At 44.5% G+C, this 17,440-nt stretch carries 19 protein-coding genes; 13 read left to right on the top strand and 6 right to left on the bottom strand.

The features are described from left to right. Window positions 1-59: 59 nt before the first annotated feature. Together QHH00_00375 and QHH00_00370 are read right to left on the bottom strand one after the other, a co-directional pair. A complete protein-coding gene (locus QHH00_00375; protein ID MDH7507839.1) occupies window positions 60-1,103 on the bottom strand; it encodes a hypothetical protein in 1,044 nt (347 codons plus the stop codon). Beyond that, window positions 1,084-2,088: a hypothetical protein gene (locus tag QHH00_00370; GenBank protein ID MDH7507838.1), complete on the bottom strand. Its 1,005-nt coding sequence runs from the start codon at window positions 2,086-2,088 to the stop codon at window positions 1,084-1,086. Before QHH00_00370 ends, QHH00_00375 begins: the two co-directional genes overlap by 20 nt. A gap of 390 nt (window positions 2,089-2,478) precedes the next feature. On the opposite strand from QHH00_00370, the gene QHH00_00365 reads away from it, so the two are divergent. Then, window positions 2,479-3,231, top strand: a complete 753-nt coding sequence (locus QHH00_00365) for a PIG-L family deacetylase (GenBank protein ID MDH7507837.1) — start codon at window positions 2,479-2,481, stop codon at window positions 3,229-3,231. Window positions 3,232-3,268: 37 nt separating this feature from the next. Here QHH00_00365 and QHH00_00360 read toward each other — a convergent pair whose 3' ends face one another. After that, window positions 3,269-4,318 carry a GNAT family N-acetyltransferase gene (locus tag QHH00_00360; GenBank protein ID MDH7507836.1) on the bottom strand — a complete coding sequence of 350 codons (1,050 nt, stop codon included), beginning with the start codon at window positions 4,316-4,318 and terminating at the stop codon, window positions 3,269-3,271. A gap of 141 nt (window positions 4,319-4,459) precedes the next feature. Between QHH00_00360 and QHH00_00355 the strand changes: the two genes are divergently transcribed. From QHH00_00355 to QHH00_00330, 6 genes are all read left to right on the top strand, one after another. After that, window positions 4,460-5,365 (top strand): phosphoribosylaminoimidazolesuccinocarboxamide synthase, encoded by a 906-nt coding sequence (locus tag QHH00_00355; GenBank protein ID MDH7507835.1) that lies wholly within the window; start codon window positions 4,460-4,462, stop codon window positions 5,363-5,365. A gap of 127 nt (window positions 5,366-5,492) precedes the next feature. Then, window positions 5,493-5,738, top strand: a complete 246-nt coding sequence (locus QHH00_00350) for a MoaD/ThiS family protein (protein MDH7507834.1) — start codon at window positions 5,493-5,495, stop codon at window positions 5,736-5,738. 13 nt (window positions 5,739-5,751) lie between these two features. Beyond that, window positions 5,752-6,162, top strand: coding sequence for a molybdenum cofactor biosynthesis protein MoaE (locus QHH00_00345; GenBank protein ID MDH7507833.1), 411 nt, complete (start codon window positions 5,752-5,754; stop codon window positions 6,160-6,162). Continuing rightward, on the top strand, window positions 6,159-6,596 hold the full coding sequence (moaC, locus tag QHH00_00340) for a cyclic pyranopterin monophosphate synthase MoaC (GenBank protein MDH7507832.1): 438 nt from the start codon (window positions 6,159-6,161) through the stop codon (window positions 6,594-6,596). Before QHH00_00345 ends, moaC begins: the two co-directional genes overlap by 4 nt. A gap of 3 nt (window positions 6,597-6,599) precedes the next feature. Further along, window positions 6,600-7,103 carry a MogA/MoaB family molybdenum cofactor biosynthesis protein gene (locus QHH00_00335; protein ID MDH7507831.1) on the top strand — a complete coding sequence of 168 codons (504 nt, stop codon included), beginning with the start codon at window positions 6,600-6,602 and terminating at the stop codon, window positions 7,101-7,103. Further along, complete coding sequence (locus QHH00_00330) at window positions 7,100-8,305, top strand: molybdopterin-binding protein (GenBank protein MDH7507830.1); 1,206 nt, start codon at window positions 7,100-7,102, stop codon at window positions 8,303-8,305. The genes QHH00_00335 and QHH00_00330 overlap by 4 nt, the downstream gene beginning before the upstream one ends. A 26-nt stretch (window positions 8,306-8,331) precedes the next feature. On the opposite strand, the gene QHH00_00325 is transcribed toward QHH00_00330, so the two are convergent. Continuing rightward, entirely contained in the window at window positions 8,332-8,760 is a 429-nt protein-coding gene (locus QHH00_00325; GenBank protein MDH7507829.1) for a UPF0179 family protein, read from the bottom strand. Between the two features lie 41 nt (window positions 8,761-8,801). Beyond that, window positions 8,802-9,869, bottom strand: coding sequence for an NAD(P)-dependent glycerol-1-phosphate dehydrogenase (locus QHH00_00320; GenBank protein ID MDH7507828.1), 1,068 nt, complete (start codon window positions 9,867-9,869; stop codon window positions 8,802-8,804). A gap of 52 nt (window positions 9,870-9,921) precedes the next feature. Here QHH00_00320 and QHH00_00315 point away from each other — a divergent pair, with 52 nt between their 5' ends. Then, on the top strand, window positions 9,922-11,148 hold the full coding sequence (locus QHH00_00315) for a DUF63 family protein (protein MDH7507827.1): 1,227 nt from the start codon (window positions 9,922-9,924) through the stop codon (window positions 11,146-11,148). Here QHH00_00315 and QHH00_00310 read toward each other — a convergent pair. Further along, complete coding sequence (locus QHH00_00310) at window positions 11,134-11,919, bottom strand: TIM barrel protein (GenBank protein MDH7507826.1); 786 nt, start codon at window positions 11,917-11,919, stop codon at window positions 11,134-11,136. The genes QHH00_00315 and QHH00_00310 overlap by 15 nt on opposite strands. 509 nt (window positions 11,920-12,428) lie before the next feature. Here QHH00_00310 and QHH00_00305 point away from each other — a divergent pair. The 5 genes from QHH00_00305 to QHH00_00285 all read left to right on the top strand — a co-directional run bounded on the left by QHH00_00305 (window position 12,429) and on the right by QHH00_00285 (window position 17,060). Then, window positions 12,429-12,824, top strand: coding sequence for a response regulator (locus QHH00_00305; protein ID MDH7507825.1), 396 nt, complete (start codon window positions 12,429-12,431; stop codon window positions 12,822-12,824). 85 nt (window positions 12,825-12,909) lie between these two features. After that, a complete protein-coding gene (locus tag QHH00_00300) occupies window positions 12,910-13,491 on the top strand; it encodes a flavodoxin family protein (GenBank protein MDH7507824.1) in 582 nt (193 codons plus the stop codon). A 96-nt stretch (window positions 13,492-13,587) separates the two neighbouring features. Further along, entirely contained in the window at window positions 13,588-13,965 is a 378-nt protein-coding gene (locus QHH00_00295) for a ribbon-helix-helix protein, CopG family (protein MDH7507823.1), read from the top strand. 146 nt (window positions 13,966-14,111) lie between these two features. Then, window positions 14,112-16,181 carry a cation-translocating P-type ATPase gene (locus QHH00_00290; protein MDH7507822.1) on the top strand — a complete coding sequence of 690 codons (2,070 nt, stop codon included), beginning with the start codon at window positions 14,112-14,114 and terminating at the stop codon, window positions 16,179-16,181. 285 nt (window positions 16,182-16,466) lie between these two features. Beyond that, window positions 16,467-17,060 carry a hypothetical protein gene (locus QHH00_00285; GenBank protein MDH7507821.1) on the top strand — a complete coding sequence of 198 codons (594 nt, stop codon included), beginning with the start codon at window positions 16,467-16,469 and terminating at the stop codon, window positions 17,058-17,060. Window positions 17,061-17,440: the final 380 nt, after the last annotated feature.

Below are 17,440 nucleotides of genomic sequence, written 5' to 3'. Positions count from 1 at the left end.
TAATTCCCTTCTTTCATTGTGAATTTTCTACTTCAACTTTTTTTATTTGAGTTTTTAAACTATTCAACAATAGCCCTGATTTCCGCAAAGATTTTGTCCAAGCCTTTTCTATCATATTTTCCGTTAATGTATACCTCGTAACACTCAGATTTTTGAAAGCATTGATCTAGTATATCTTTTCGATCCTCAGGCGTATGATAGGAACAGCCAGCAACTTTTGCGACCAAATTGTGCTGCTCTGCACATTCGTTCATCCAACTTGAAATTGCGGCGAGTTGCGCCAGTCTTTGAGAATCTGACCGTTTTATCATTTTTTCATTCCGTTTCTTGAGGAGAAAAAAGGTGTGCGTGATCTTCGATTCTTTTTGGATCCTTGATTCTGAAAACAGCTTCTCCGGTCTAATGCGGCATTCGAAATAATATCTCGAAGTCAAATTTCTTCGGAGCATCCTTGAGATTACGTTATCACCATGCAACCTAAGGCCGGTCCTGTAGAGTTCCAGGCGTCTTTCGAAAATCCTCCTTTTCTTGTCATCCGGAAAAGCCATTTCGAATAACTCTGGAAACATGCCAAAGTTGTATTCAAGTAAATGGACATGCCTCGGATAGAATACACATCGTCCATTTTGCCCTAACAGTAAATGGTCATCTGCGATGTACTTGGCCCCAGCATTCATGAATTCGAGCATTAGACCTGTCTTACCGGTTCCTCCAAACGCTGGGAATACGATTGTATTTCCATTATAGCTGACGGCTGAGCAATGTGAGACGCACCACCCTCTACGTACAAAGTGCCTGTTCATAGTGGGCTGAAGAACCTTAGCTTCGAAGAAATCGTGCGAAGGATTTCCATCAACAATTATGCGGCCATCACTGATTGAGCATATCGTAGAGGAATTCCTGACGCAGAAAAAGCCTTCCGAGACTGAGAAACACTCGTCAATTATTATCCCTAAGTCCTCTACCTTTCCTTTTTCCACTGAAATATCAACTTGTTTCCCCTCATTCATATCATTTTTCCAGAGCTCAAATTCCTCCTGAACGGTCGGAAATGCATCATCGGGGAATCTAATCTTAATGATGTTACCTATATTGTATTCCAAGAAGACCCCCCACCTTTCTCCTAATCATATCGATTGACTCGTTGAAAGACCCCAATATTGCTTCATAGGTGTCGCAATCTGGATATCGGATGTTCATTTGTTTGCTAAGAAAGGAAAAGTGTGAGTACCGGTGACCTTCGTGAGTGAAAGCGTCAGCAGCCCTGATGTAATCTATGGCTTCGTCTCTACTCACTTCTCGCCAACTGGCTTTTTCCCCTCTTTTTAGAATGATTATGGCAGCAGGCTTGGGCTGATACTTCATTATATCACGATCCATTATCACTTGATCTTTTCCGAAAACTCTGAAGCCAGTGGGCCTTAGATTGAAAAAATTCATGACGTGGTGCGGGATTCGAATGTACTCAGGAAAAGGGAAGAGTCTCTCCCCATTGAATAATACAAAATTATCCGAGAGAATTCTTGCCTCCGGAAGAAGACTCAGGGCTGTCGTGGTCTTGCCAACCCCATTCAAACCTGTAAACAATACGCCGTTATCTTCGAAGCATACGAGTGAAGAGTGAAGGACTGACCAGCCTTTCAACTCCAATAAATGAAAAATCGGATAATGAATCGCGAGACGCATTAAACTCTGATAATAATCGTAGATGCGATTCTGGTGAAATGCCTTTTGGAGTCTGAATCTCCTTATCATCTGAAAAAGCGATCTGATCTCCAGAACCCCTTTTTCTTTACTCACTGAAATACAATATGGCCCATATTGATAGTAGACAGATTCCTCTCCAGCTCTTACCGTTGACCCAAGGACAATCGGATTCCTTTTCTCTGTCACCTCTATCCATTCTTTGGCCATCCTGTTACCGGACTTTTGGAACTCGATTCTTATAATGACGTCTTCGTGTCTTCCAGTATCCAAATCTGCCGACTCTACAATAGATGGCGAAAAACTTCCCCTGATGTATGATTCGAATCCAGAATCATTGCTTTCAATCCTCGCGGTAACATCGTAGATTTTTATTTGAAACACTAAACATCCCATTCATACCAAAGGTATTTATTTTTTTTATTATTACTGTGATTGGATCTTGACGGATAATACTCATGGCATTAGGAATCCGATATTTGGTTTCAATTTCATCGTGTCTTTCTCATTTTGAGGCTCATCTTGAGCCAGAGGAAATCATCACTTTATATGGGGTAGTTACAGAAAGGTGGAATGGCGCTTGAGGGTTTCAGTGGGACTCTGAGAAATCGCAAAAAAACCCCATGAGTTACTCTAGACAATTCACACGTCGTGTTCGCCATGTTTAACAGGTCATTGGTCCCGCACAGATCAATTTGTCCCCGCGTGATCTTGGTCAATCAATGTTTATTAGATGTAGGAATTAATTTATGATTTCAATTGCTATGTTATCATGTGAGTAATCAATTGTTTCTCGAGTTGAGATTCATCGCCGAAAGAATCAAAAACAGAATTGTGACCGATCTCATGCTTTCTAAGGCAAGCTGGACCCCGAAATTGATTGAAACGATTCCAGGTGAGAGATTTCTTATCTTAGCCCCTCATCCCGACGATGATGCAATTGGTTGTGGGGGTACGATTTCAAAACTCGTGGAGTCGCAAAAAGATGTCCGTATTCGCTATTTGTCAATTCAGTCAGAAGCGGGAATCAGACCAGAAGAAAGAATGAATGAAATTGAGAATTCACTTAAGCACATGGGCGTGACGGATTATAAATTTCTGGCAATGAAATTTCCATCCCTTGATGACGCTTCAAGAATCATAAATGAAGAAATCTCGAGTTATGAACCACATGCGGTCTTCGTCCCGTCACCTGTTGAAAACAACGATACCCATCTCAGAACTTTTTATTCCTACTTGCGCTGTGCCAAGAGTACCACCGATTTGAATTTTGATTGGTTAACAGCTCTATATGAAATATGGAACCCTTTGATTCCAAATGTCATTGTTGACATCACAAGAAATATGCCCCAAAAGATAAAGGCCATCGAAGCACACAAGAGTCAGTTGGTCAACATCGATTTTACCAGGGTTGTGAGAGGACTCAATTGTTATCGCTCGGCGATTGTCTCAATGAGCGGATACGCAGAGGCATTCATACTTCTCCCCAGAAAGGACTTTGTAAGATTGTTTGAGGGGAGATGCTAAATCAACGAAGAGAAGAACATGAGATCTTCGTTGTGTCCTATTGTAATTTTTCTTTCGCTTTCTTCAACATACCCTTGATCACTCGCTCTCTTTCCTTGTTGATGCCGATCAACTCTCGATCAATTGCACCAAGCCGATATTTGTATGGCTCCGCCCCTCGAAGGAGATCGACCTCGAGCAACCCCCTTTCGTGGCACATTTTGATTACACAATCGAGTAACAGTGTCCCTGGTGAATAATTCGCATATTGAGGATCAAACGCAGAGAGATAGCATGAATATCGTTTGTTATACTCGAAGCCCAAACCAACTGCGAATGGTTCCCCTTTCTCTTCGAGATGATGAACGGAAGCCCAGCCCCTTTCTGCGAGGGCTTCAAAAGCAGACTTTATAAATTCGATCATTCCTGGAATTTCAATAACGCTCGTTTCATGTCTCATATTCCATCTTGCCTTCATGAGGGAAATGAAGGAATCCATGTATTCTCGTATTGCATCTCTGTCTTTGGTCACTCCAAATTCAAAAACATGATCTTCTTTGAGTCTGCGCCAACATCTTGATAGGGTGTGTCGATTCTTGCGTTCAAGGTTTTCTAAGAATTTATCATAGCTCGGCATAATAGGAATATAGGGCGAAACTTCTCTCAGAACATGGGAACCCTTGAATTTGATGAGTGCGTATTCTGCCGTAGGCGATCCCTTTCGCATATTTCTGATACTGATGCCATCCCAGTCTTTCAATTGGTGCACATATTCCCATGCACATTGATGCACGTCAGTCCTTCCATTCTCTGAGATAATGGCGCTACGATCTGATGCGTCGCTTGCAATGAACTCAACGGTTTTCCATGGGGGCAGTTTACTGACTTTAGAAATCATCAGTGGTGCGTATCCCACTACAGCAGACCCGTCAGTGATCTCGAGCAAAATCATCTTCCTTCCTTCACCGAAAAACTTCCACCAAGTCCATATCCACTCGGTTCTGAGAAAGACCTCATCTTCTCCGCTTGTTGTCAGTATTCGATCCCAATCTTCCTTGATGTCATTGAACCGCGATGGTTTTGTGATCTCGTTCACACGCAGTGACATTCATTTCGCATATAGGTGGACTCCGACTATTTAGTGTTCTCGACCTATCAGCTCACCGTAGATCGTATCGACTTGGACATCAATCTGGAAAAGACCGTAAATAATAAGAACCACAATCCGATTACGATAGTGGGTGACCCAATGAGATTAATACGTGTGGGTAAGGTAAAACAGGTTTACGAGGTCGATGAGAATACGCTTGAATTCGTCTTCACCGACAATATTTCTGTGTTTGACAAAATTATACCCACACAGATTCCGTACAAAGGAGAGACTCTCTGCAGGACTGCGGTGTTCTGGTTTCAAATTCTCAAGAAAAATGGCATCAGGACGCACTTCAAAGAGTTCGTGCCACCAAATCGCATGAGGGTCAAGAAGGTCGACGTGATCAGCGATTACAGTAAATTAAACTGCAACACCACTAATTACTTGATCCCTCTTGAATTTATCAGCCGGGGGTATGTCGCCGGTTCCCTTTATGACAGGGTCAAATCGGGGAAGGTTCTACCTGAAGAGTTGGGATTCCCGCCGAATCACCAGGTGAGCTACGGAGAAAAAATCCCAAAGCCTTATTTTGAGGTAACGACAAAACTTGAAAAATATGATAGGGAGCTGTCAAGAAAAGAAGCACTGGATATCTCTGGTTTGACGGAGGAGGAATTCGAAAGGATACTAGAAATCATCACAAGAATCGACGAAATTATCGCTGCCGAAGCTGAAGAGCGTATGCTAATCCATGTTGACGGCAAGAAGGAATTTGCTTTCGATGAGAACAGGAGGCTCATGGTTGTCGACACCTTCGGCACCGCTGATGAGGATAGGTGGTGGGATCAGGACGCATACGCCGCTGGAAAATTCATCGAACTCAGCAAAGAAGCTGTTCGGCAATACTATAGGGAGATCGGATACTACGATAAACTCATGGATGCGCGGAAGAAAGGGCTTCCTGAGCCTGATATCCCGCCGCTTCCACAAAGTAAGGTCGAGGAGATCAGTGATCTTTACATCGAGATGTTCGAAAAGATCACCGGAGAAAGCTTCAGGTGATGTGTTTCTTTCTTCTTGATGATGAATTCCGAGACGATCTCCCAGACCTTCCGAGGACCAGCGGGGCAAAGACCGAAATCCTTATCATGAATCGGCAAAATTGTATATGCTCGCCGGAGTTGATCGGGTGAAAGTAAAAGTCAAGTTCTTTGCGTCTTACAGGGAAATCGTCGGACAACATGAAATCACGATGGACATGAATCAAGGTACGAAACTTTCAGACCTTATCGAAGACTTGAAGCGTCTTTATCCCCGGCTTCATGGATTCACAGATCCCATCGTGACATCAGTTAACAAGAAATACGCAGGGGACGATGTGATCCTTAAAGAAGGAGATGAGATTGCCCTCTTACCTCCCGTGAGCGGAGGCTGAAGGAGCTGATTAGATGATTACCATTTCAAGGAATGATTTCTCTGTTGATGATGTTCTGAATAAGATACGGACGATTGATACTGGCGCTGTCGTGAGTTTTGTCGGCGTCGTGAGAGGCGAGGAAAAGGGGAAAAAGCTCGTCAGAATGGAGATTGAAGTGTACGAGGAGATGGCTGAAAAGGAACTTATCAGACTGAGAGATCATGCGATGAAGAGCTTTAACATTCAGGAGGTCGTCATCTGGCATAGAATCGGTACGCTTTTTCCAGGGGATAAGATCGTTCTGATCGCTGTCGCGAGTGCCCACAGGAAAGACGCTTTCGCAGCCGCGCAATTCCTCATCGATGAACTCAAGAAAGTAGTGCCGTTGTGGAAGAAGGAAGTTTACGAAGATGGCGAGGTCTGGGTGGAGGGCAAGAAATGACTGGGATGGTCGATATCAGTGGGAAGCCGATCGTGAAAAGGAAGGCGGTCGCTACTGGCAGAATTATCCTCGGGAAAAGATCAATCGATGCGATTAGAGCAGGAGAAGTCAAGAAAGGCGATGTTTTAGAGGCAGCAAAAATTTCGGCAATCCAGTCTGTCAAAACGACCTGGCAAACGATTCCATATTGTCATCCAATTCCTATTGAGTCCGTGGCGGTTACCTTCGATCTCTATGAGGACTCAGTCCTTTGCTCTGTTGAGGTCAAGGCAAACTATAAGACTGGCGTAGAAATGGAGGCATTGGCGGGCGTTTCAAACGCTCTCCTGACCATATGGGACATGGTCAAATATCTTGAGAAAGATGAGAGAGGTCAATATCCAATTACGCGGATCACTGACATACAAGTAATTTCGAAGGAAAAGGAGGAATGATCTTTGGGCTATGAGGATCATGCAAAGCACGCGGTGTCAAACGTTCCATGTGCGGTCATCACTGTCAGTGACACGAGAACCCGTGATACAGATGAGTCTGGAAAGATCATAATCACAATGCTGCAATCTGGAGGTCATCGTGTCACGGACTACAGGGTAGTGAGGGATAACATCGGTGAGATCAAAAGCGCGATCACAGCTGACCTGGAGAACGATGACGTAAAGGTCATCATTATTAATGGTGGTACTGGACTTTCGAAAAGGGACGTGACTATTGAAGCTGTTTGCCCCTTCCTTGAGAAAAGGATGGAAGGCTTTGGTGAGCTCTTTAGATATCTGAGTTATTTGGAAATCGGGAGCGCAGCGATGATGAGCAGAGCTATCGGTGGCGTTGCCTTCAGGAAGATCATACTATGCCTTCCAGGCTCCCCCAATGCTGTGAAATTGGCGATGGAAAAGTTGATCTTACCTCAGCTAGGCCATTTGGTTTGGGAGGTAGATCGGTGAAGCCGCTAGCCTCACTGATCCCCCTCGATGAGGCAAAGACGCTTGTTGAGAAGTTCGTTCAACCGATTGAGCGAGAGGAGCGCGTTCCCCTTTCGGATCTTCTCCTTCGGGTACTCGCAGAGGATATCGTCTCTGGAATCGATGTTCCTCCTTACGATCGCTCTGCTATGGATGGTTACGCTGTACGGGCAGTAGATACCTTTAGTGCAGCCAAGTTCGAACCTGTTGAGCTCAGATGCATAGGTGCCGTTCATGCTGGCGAAGTTCCGAGCAAGAAGGTCGGAGTTGGCGAATGTATGCAGATTGCGACAGGGGCGATGATTCCTGAAGGAGCTGATGCTGTCGTGATGGTGGAGAACACTGAACGAATTAACGATGTCGTTCAGATTTTTCGTGCTGTCCCGCCAGGCTCGAATATTTCAAAAAAAGGGGAGGATATCAGGGCTGGCACAGTGGTTTTAAGGAGTGGGGAAGTACTGACCCCTTCGAAAGTCGGTGTCATCGCTGCCCTTGGGATGAGTGAAGCAACAGTCTATGCAAAGCCGAGAGTCTTGATCGTTCCGACGGGGAACGAGGTAGCTGAGGTTGGAAAACCGCTCAATCCTGGGCAAGTCTATGACATTAATTCCTACACGCTTTCCTCAATTCTACTCGAAAACGGATGTGTGCCGGTTGCGCACCCCATCGTCGAAGACGTAGCGGAGGAATTGAAAACTGCTCTCAAGAAGGCCTATGAGTATGATATGGTCGTCCTTTCAGGCGGGAGCTCAGCGGGTGAGAGGGATGTGCTTGAACAGGTGATCACTGAGCTTGGAAGGGTGATATTTCATGGTGTCCAGATAAAACCGGGTAAGCCTACGATATTCGGGTTGATTGGAAATACGCCGGTTTTCGGTATGCCTGGGTATCCCACAGCATGTCTGACAAACGGATACGTGTTTCTACTTCCAGCAGCAAGGAAGATGGCCCGCTTGCCGAAAAAGCAAGAAGTAATCGGCGTATTTCCAATGGCAAAGAAATATGCCGCCACTCTGGGGAGGCATCAATTTTTAACAGTCCGTGTCATCGACGGACAAGTTTATCCAGCCTTTAAGGAATCGGGGGCGATTACGAGCATAGCACACGCTGATGGATGGATTGAGATCCCTCCGAATGTCGACATCGTGGAAAAGGGGACGAAAGTTGAAGTACATTTCTTTTAGAGATGACTGAGGCAGGAGACAGATGATCAGGCAACTTCAACCTCGACAAGTTTGTTTCCTTCGGGGCAGTTGATTTCACCAATAACCTTAGCGATCTTACACTTGCTGTTCTTCTCCATTCCAATGGGGTGGCAGATGCGGTAACGGTCACAGCCGATGTTGAGGCATTTGATCTCCTCAAGCGTTACGACTGAACCCTCGAGTGCGTATTTTTGCATCACGGCACACCTTACTGGAATCTTTTCCACCTCGACGACCCTGACACCGTCCTCATGGATTCTGCATTCGTGATGCACATCCCTCAGTGCAGTAATTCTGTATACACTGCCCGCGTCCAGATTGAAGCAAACGGCCTTCAATTTGCACTCACGGCAGTCCGTCAGAGGCCCCCTATATGTGAACTCAGCCCCCTCCTTTGCCTGGCGTTCTCCTATTAATGTCACTATTACCATCATTTCACCTCCTTTTCCTCATCGTTTATCATAAATCATGAAAGTCAGATGACACCTGTAATTGTAGCAAGTCTTTCAGCGGCTTCACGGGTCAAACCTGAGGTTCCAAGAATAGTAAACCGGTCAGGTCTGATCTTATGGGCCGTGACGAGTGCTTCAATGATCTGTTCTCTCGTGACACCGAGCTGCGAAGCATTTGTCGGTGCACCGATCTTTGCCAGCGCATTCTTTATTCTCATCCAGTCTCCGCCATGAAGATACATCATCATGATGCAACCAACGCCACACTGTTCGCCGTGAAGCGCCTTACCCGGTGCGATCAGATCCAGTGCGTGTGAAAACATGTGTTCAGATCCGCTTGTCGGTCTTGAGCTTCCGGCAACGCTCATCGAAATCCCTGAAATGATTATAGGTCTGATCGCAATCCAGACACTCTCTTCAAGGTTTGGTCTTATCAGATCAGCATTTTCGATGAGTGTTTGTGCAGTATAGCTTGCGAGTGCATATGCGGATCTACTGAATTCTTCATTCCGGAGCCGCCTTGCAAATTCCCAGTCCATCAGAGCCGTTGAATTGGAAATTACATCTGCACATCCTGAAGCAAGCAACCTGTACGGAGCCTTAAGTATGATCGCAGTGTCTGCAACAACGCCCAATGGCACTTTCGCCTCAACGGACACTGGACCATTCTTGTTGCGGAGAGAGGCTCTCCCAGATGCGATTCCATCATGCGAGGCTGACGTAGGAATGCTGATGAATTCCAAATTCAGTTCCTTAGCTGTCATTTTTGCTAGGTCAATTTTGCTTCCTCCCCCAACACCGAGGATGAAAGACGCCTTTACTTCCCTAGCGATCGAGACCGTTGTTTCGAGGTTCTGCTTAGTTGCTTCGCCAACAATGGCAAATTGAACATCAAAACCCCGATCTGAAAGTTGATCAGCAACAGCATTCCCCGCAATTTTCTTTGTCTTTTCACCAGCTATGATGAGGGCGGTGCCGGTCAACCCAAAATCCTTGCAGACGTTAGGTACCTGATCAAGTACGCCGTGGCCCGCAAGGACATGTCTCGGAAAAATCATAGACCGGGCTTTCGTAAAAAGACCCTCATCCATCCAAGCACCTGAACGAACCCTCATATACACCTTTTTCCTTTTCAATTTATCGGTGAAATACTCCCTTTTTGAATTACTGGCTGATTTCTATATGCGAAGGAAATTTCTCATTTTCGTTATAATAGCGTCATTTGTGGGTTTTATTCTTATCATCGCATGTCTTTTTTTCAGGGACATCATCTGGTATGAATTTATTTACCGGTACTTCTGGGGGCCCATCGAGTCTGATAAGGCAGGGCAACCCGTGGGTGGGATCTATGAGGGCTATAACTTCCTGAGCACACTCGTCTACGGGTCTTTACTTATTCTCTCGATCTTTCTTATGTATAAGATCTGCTTGCGCTTTCGAATTGATGTGGAAACAAATTTCATCGTAGCCACGATACCCTTCATTCTTTTTGGCGGAATCTCCCGTGCGCTTGAGGATGCTTATCTATTTAATGGGGTGATCCAGTATCTTTTCATCTCACCAATTATTTATATATCGATAATTGCCATCTTCTCCCTTACAGTTGTCGCCGGAATCTTCGCAAAACGAAGAAAAGAAGGAATGCAAAAGAAATTTGTGTGTTTGCCGTTTTGTATTCTGGTTGGTATTTTCCTTATGCTGCATTTCATTGCATTTGCTCTCTTCCCCTCAAATTTCATTTTCATCCCCCCTCCCTTTCTCCCAATCGCTTTCGCGGCACTTATGGTTGTTGCATATTGCGCATCGCTAAGAATGGGATCCGACCCCCTGAGATCGTCGATTTTATTCGCAGGTTTCTTTTTTGTTCTCTGGTCGACATCATTTGTCATCGCCTTTTTCTACTCCCCCGAATGGCAATCGATTGCTCTTTCGAGGACGGCACATTCGTTGGGAACAAATCCTCTCGAGCTCCTTATAATTCCTGGAATCGCGGCAGGAGTGACTGGATGCATGGCCGCGATTGGGTTTATTGGTAAGGGCAAGACAGTTTTCCTTTCATCGCCTTTGAATCTCATTTTAATTTTTTCGCACCTTCTCGACGGGGTTGCCACATATCGGGGCATTGATCTTTATGGTTATGCGGAAAAGCATGTGCTCCCGACATTTTTCATTGAGATCTTTGGGAGTGCAGCGATCATGATTCTGATCAAACTCGTGCTCGTAATCCTCATCCTCATCTTGATCGATATTCTTTTTAAACGGGAATTAATGGCGTACCCCAATCTAACAAATATCATGAAGTTCGTTATAATTTTTCTAGGACTTGCTCCAGGCGTGAGGGATACTCTGCGGATTTCAATGGGCGTCTAGGTCACAATCTCTCTCGAGGATCGACTCGACTCTTTTCCTTGCCTCCATATATCCGATTCCATTGTTCAAGTGGCCGCCACGGATCTCAAGTAGGACCGGCAAATTCTCAATCCTTTTCAAAAAATTGAAACGAATTTCTCCCTCTCCGATTTGGAGACCCTCGCCCGCTGGTTGGATTGCATCGGACAAATGAACATGCTTAATAGATTCATTCAATTCGAGAAAATATTGATTTATCATTTCGTTGCCGTCATCAGCTGTTGATAGATATGCATGAGACGTATCTAACACAAGACCATTCACATGACGTTTGATCTCATTGTATTCTTTTGGTGAGAGAAGAATATTACAGTGCAATAATTTGTCACTTAAGTGATAGAATCTCGGCATATTTTCGATCCACTTCTTGCCACCGATCGACTCGAGCGATGTTTTGAGCCTCTCTAATACCACTTGGTGATCCGAAATCATGTATGGGTAAACCCCGCCAGGATGGATGACTGTAGGCAGGCCATAAGAATCAGCAATCTCGCAAATTTCCGCGATTCTCTTAATGCAAGATTCTCTAAATTCATCGTCTTCATTTGCGAGATCGACAATCATCCTTCTACCTGAAAAATGTATTAACTCTGGTGCGTGAATGATTTTGCACATGGCATCCTTCGAAAGGAAGTGCTCAATTGTTTCCTTCCGATCTTGATCACGGATCAGAAGTTCGGCAAAGTCCCAGTTTTGGTGCCTAAACTTGTCTGCATCCTCAATTGTAACCATTATACCGAAGCGCATTCGACCTCTCTCTTCTTTAATGATTGAGTGATCGATCTTGAAGGAATTGATGTTTTTGCCACACTCTAACAAAACCCAAAAAACTTAAAGAGGTCGGGAAGGTTGGTAGTAGACTACAAAACTCATACTACTCAGGAGGAGAATTGGGGGTGATCCTTCCCAAGACCTCTTGGAGGCAGGAGAAATCAAAACCTCTATTTAAATATTTCGATTCAAGAGACGGTTTTTGAGTCATATATGAATCAAAAACAACGATCCAAAGAATCTCCTAATTCTTGCACATATTGAATATTCCTTGGCCATCTGGAAAATTGTCTAACTTCATTTTCTTTGTTGTAGCATCGATCCCCATTTTTTTTGTTGACGGCGTTGAGATAACAATTTTCTTTGATCGAATAGAGAACCAAACGCAATTTGAAATCGGGTTCGGAGATCAGCAAGATTAGTTGAAAAAGCAATTAAAGAAAAAATATATTTAATGTTGAAAGATGATAATGGTGATTCAATTGCGAGCCTTACCCAAGCCGATGAAAGTATTGATGGTCGATGACAACATCGAGCATTTATCCCTGTGCTCAGAGTATCTTCCAAAGGATGAATTCATTCTAGATAAGGCGCTCAACGCAGCGGAAGCGATGAAAAAAATCGGTGAAAACGGCTACGACCTTATCATCCTCGATTATTCTCTTCCTGATATCGATGGCTTGGAGCTCCTTAAAAAGATAAAGTCTCGGGGAGTCAATGTGCCGATTATCTTCACAACGGCATTTGATGATCCGCGCATCAGTTTCGAAGCAATGAAAAATGGTGTTGAGGACTATGTCGTTAAGACCTTTGAATATTACAAGACCCTCAGAGAACGGATCATCGATGTATTCCGATCTGATTAATTCATCTAGTACCAAATTCCTCTGGCTTGAGTTTATATAAGAATACCAATCTCTTAGTTTTTCGCTGTTAGGGGGCAGTTGCCTGATCAAAGTTGTTGGCCTGATGGGAAGCCCAAGAATTGGAGGGAATTCTGATCTTCTCCTTGATGCGGCGCTGGACGGTGCGAGAGACGCAGGGGGGAGTGTCGAGAAGATCATCGTTGAAAAACTCGACCTTCACGGATGCAGGGAATGTAATAGCTGCATGAATGATGGCAGCTGTAAGTATCATGACGACATGGAATTGATCTACAAATTGATCGATGAACTTGATGTAATGATCATCTCTTCACCAGTCTTTTTCTCTGGTGTTCCAGCGCAGTTAAAGATGCTGATTGATCGATGCCAATGTATTTGGGCGAGGAAATTCATTAAACGAGAAAAAATCGGTGGCGGGAAGCGAAGGGTTGGCGGGATCATACTTGTTGGGGGGCGGCAGCGATCGCATTTCGAGAGTTTGATCTCGACCTTCAAAACTTTTTTCGTGTCAATCGACGTAGAGTTGACAAGTCAGTTGACGATTGCTGGTATCGATAAGAAGGCAGCGATTGTTGACCACTCGACGGCGCTGAGAGAGGCGAGGGAGCTCGGGTGGAAACTTGTAGACCTCGTAAGAGCAAAAAACTGATTTCTCCTCTATTCTCAATACATATTATCAGGCGGACAATCCAATGAATTCTCCGCCAGGAATAAATATCATTGCTCATATTTATTATACGATCCTATGGTGGTCATCAGCGTATCTATTTCGGCAAAGGAGCTCCGGGAGTTTGATGAGGTTGCCAAGAGGTTGGGGTTTACGAGCAGGTCGGATGCCGTGAGATCCGCTCTGCACAAATTCGTATCGCTGAGCAAATTGGTTGAGGGAAGCGAGGGTGAAGGGTTCTATCTAGTTTCTTTGGCATATGAGAAGAAAAAGAAGCACCAGGTCGCCGACATCATGCATAAACATTCTGAGATGATCAAGAGTTCATTGCACAGTCATTTTAATGACCGGTGCGTGGAGCAAATCATCGCGGTTGGAGAGTATTCGAAACTTAGATCTTTTACAGAGGAGCTCTCATCTCTCAAGGACGTGAGATACTCGGTGAGTATTGTTTGAAAATGAGATGACGAGGAATGCCGAAAACGCATCACCATCTGGTTAATAACTTTTCGATTGAATTTTAGCAAAACCCAAAAATGTTGAAGACGAGTTAAACCCTGCTTGTGGAAGGGTCCCAGCGATTGGTCTGTCGAATAGACGGAATGGACTGCATTGAATGCGCGAAGAAAATTGAGAAAGTCGTTAAGGAGATTGAGGGTGTCAAGCAAGTCCGTGTTTCCTATACTCTGGGTAAAATGTCGGTGGAAGTCGAAAAGGGCAAAGTTTCAACTGAGCAGCTTAGGAGGTCTCTTGGACTGTTGGGATATAAGCTTGAGCCTATCCAACGGGGTGAATATGAAGATTTTTTTACATGGAGGAACAGAAGACTTGTTGCGACAGTTGTATCAGGCATTTTTCTAATACTTGGGATTGTCACAGAAGTTCTTCTCGAAGAACTCAAACTCTATTTTTTGTTTTATGGAATCGCGATTATTATTGGCGGATACTACATCGCCCGCAGGGGCATCGCGGCAGTTCTCGAAAAATATCTCGATATCAACATGCTCATGGTCATCGCCATCTGCGGCTCAATTGCGATAGGCTCATACTCGGAGGGCGCTGCAATCGTTTTCTTGTTTTCCATGGCAGAAATGCTAGAATCCTTTTCCATCGCCCGTACGAGAAAATCGATTTATGAACTGATGGATATCGCTCCAAACCGCGCACTCGTTCGTAAAGGTGGTAAAGAAGAGTATTACGATGTGAGCGACATCGAAATTGGCGATATTGTTATCATTAAGCCAGGGGAAAGAATTCCAATAGATGGCACGGTGATCTCTGGAAGCTCATCGGTTGACGAGGCACCAATAACGGGCGAGTCGATGCCTATAACGAAAAAACCTGGTGATCAGGTCTTCGCAGGGACATTGAATACATCGGGGTATCTTGAAATTGAAGCTGCAAAAAAATTCAGGGACACAGTCATTTCAAGAATTGTACAGCTGGTTGAAGAAGCAGAGAGCGAGAAAGCTCCGACTGAGCGATTCATAGATAGATTTGCAAAATACTATACTCCCTTCATTGTTCTCGTCGCAGTTCTAACAGTCGTCATTCCTCCTCTGCTTTTCAGAGAGCCGTTCGAAGTCTGGTTTTACAGAGGGCTCGTCCTCCTTGTCATTTCATGTCCGTGTGCCCTTGTGATTTCTACACCCGTTACTGTTGTCTCGGCCATCACGGGCGCAACGAGGCGCGGGGTTCTCTTTAAAGGCGGTGTTTATCTCGAGAGAATGGGGCAGATACCCGTTATCGCGTTTGACAAGACGGGGACGATCACGAAGGGAAAGCCAGAGGTTGATGAAATTATCCCCTTCAAGAATTATTCAGAATATGAAGTACTGAAACTCGCTGCTTCCGCCGAGAACCGATCGGAACACCATCTCGCGCGAGCAGTGATAGCAAAGGCCGAAGAGATGCGGATCGGAATTGAGGAGACCGATGCGTTTGAGTCCGTATCAGGCAAAGGAGTAGCCGCCGTGATCTTGGGGAACAGAATTTTCTGCGGAAGTCCCGAGTTTTTCCTCGAGCAAGGAATCGATCTTTCGGTTCACAAAGATCTCATCGAAAGCAAAACTGCTGATGGCAAGACCGTGGTCGTTGTCGGAACGGAAAGGGAAGCTATTGGGATATTGACAATTCGTGATGCGGTGAGACCCGAGGCCCGTGAAGTTATTCAAGAATTGAGAGCTCTTGGTATAAGAAAAATTGTGATGCTAACCGGGGATAGTGAAAAGGTTGCTGCGGGAGTTGCCGAGGAGCTACAGCTCGACGAGTATAAAGCGCGATTGCTTCCTGAACACAAAGTAAAGGCAATCGAGGAATACCAGCAGAAATATGGCTCAGTTATTATGGTCGGTGATGGTGTCAATGATGCACCTGCGCTTGCAAAAGCTGAAATCGGCATTGCAATGGGTGTTGCAGGGACAGATATTGCGTTGGAGACTGCTGATGTTGCGCTTATGGGGGATGATCTGAGGGCGCTATCATTTGGTATTAAGCTGAGTAGACGTGCTTCTAGAGTGATTAAACAGAATATCACAGTTTCTCTCGCGGTCAAGTCGATTTTCTTTGTCCTTGCTTTTCCTGGCTTCATTACACTTTGGCTCGCTATACTGATCGGTGATCTAGGAACTTCATTTGCTGTTATTTCCAATGCGATGAGACTCGTACGTTAAAGGGACGGTATGGTCAATTGATCTTGAATCAACCTCAAATGTTGTAATCCCATCCCCTCAGTTCTAAAAAACGTGTTGGAGCGATTGCGCTCATTTTCTATCAATTTTGATTCTTTGATCTTCCAATTGTTTATTCAATATCGGTAGTCATCCCCCATGTCAATCAAATAGCGGCTGATTGATTAATGGAATAGTAGGATTGATATCGGTAATTGTGAAATATCTAAGAAGACAATAGATATCTTGCACAAATGGCAGGTTGTCTTCGTGACTAGGAGTCGGTGGGTGTCTGTTCCAGTTGCAACGGTTATCTTATTGTTAGGCTTTATTGCTAGTACCAATTTATTGACAACGGGTGCATATGCATACGAGGTCAGGCTGTCAAACGTGCCATCAGCCTTTCAGCTTGATCGGGAGAGCAGTTTTTTGGTCATTATTGATCTTGAAGAGGACGAGAGTATTCAATTCGAAAAAATCATCATCAGCATTTACGACATCAAAGATGAGCTCGTTGCTGTAGGGAATTTTGCCCCAGATGGAGAAATCATCGAATCTGGGAATTTTCTTGTGTCCGTTGAATTGATCGAGGGCAGTGTGTCGGAGACCAACGTGACGGGTAGCGATCATGAGATCTCTTATCTTGTGACAATTAGATTTTCATCTAATGACTTTGGCTACAGTTACGGGAATGAAATGCGTGTAGTAGTTTACAGAGGTGAGGGGCTGGTACCTCTTCTGACTTCTTTCGCGCCCTTTGATATAGGGATTCCCCCGCCGTGGGCGACGATCATTAGTGCGATTGTAGTCATTGATGTTGCGGCAATGATCGTGATTTATTACTATTTGAAAAAGAGGAAGGGGAATAAGCCGGCTGAATAGAATTGATTTTTTTGAAGATTTGGCACCAATTTCTCTGACTCTGAATTAGCTTGTGTTTTTCTATTTTGTATACCGGCTCGCGGATCAGAAAATAGATTATCGCGCCTCGTTGATGGTAGTGATTATAATAGCCAAGTGATAATTGAAATCATTGAATACCTACCCTGTCAACTTTTTGGTGAATTTTGAAGCCCGGACTCTTTTTTTCTCATCAATTTGGCAAAAGTGAGTACATTTTGACCCCTAAAAAACCTATTGATAAATTCTTCCTACAGAAAGAGGTCGAGCTACTACATCTTTATAGTTAGTGCTCGTTAGTCGCAAAAATATTATTTTTTGAATAGCAAAAGCAATGTAATATTTCGGAAGCTTAAAATAAA

This window comes from Methanomassiliicoccales archaeon (assembly GCA_029907465.1).
In the GTDB taxonomy this organism is placed as follows: Archaea; Thermoplasmatota; Thermoplasmata; order Methanomassiliicoccales; family JACIVX01; genus JACIVX01.
This window is presented reverse-complemented; position numbering and strand designations above follow the sequence as displayed.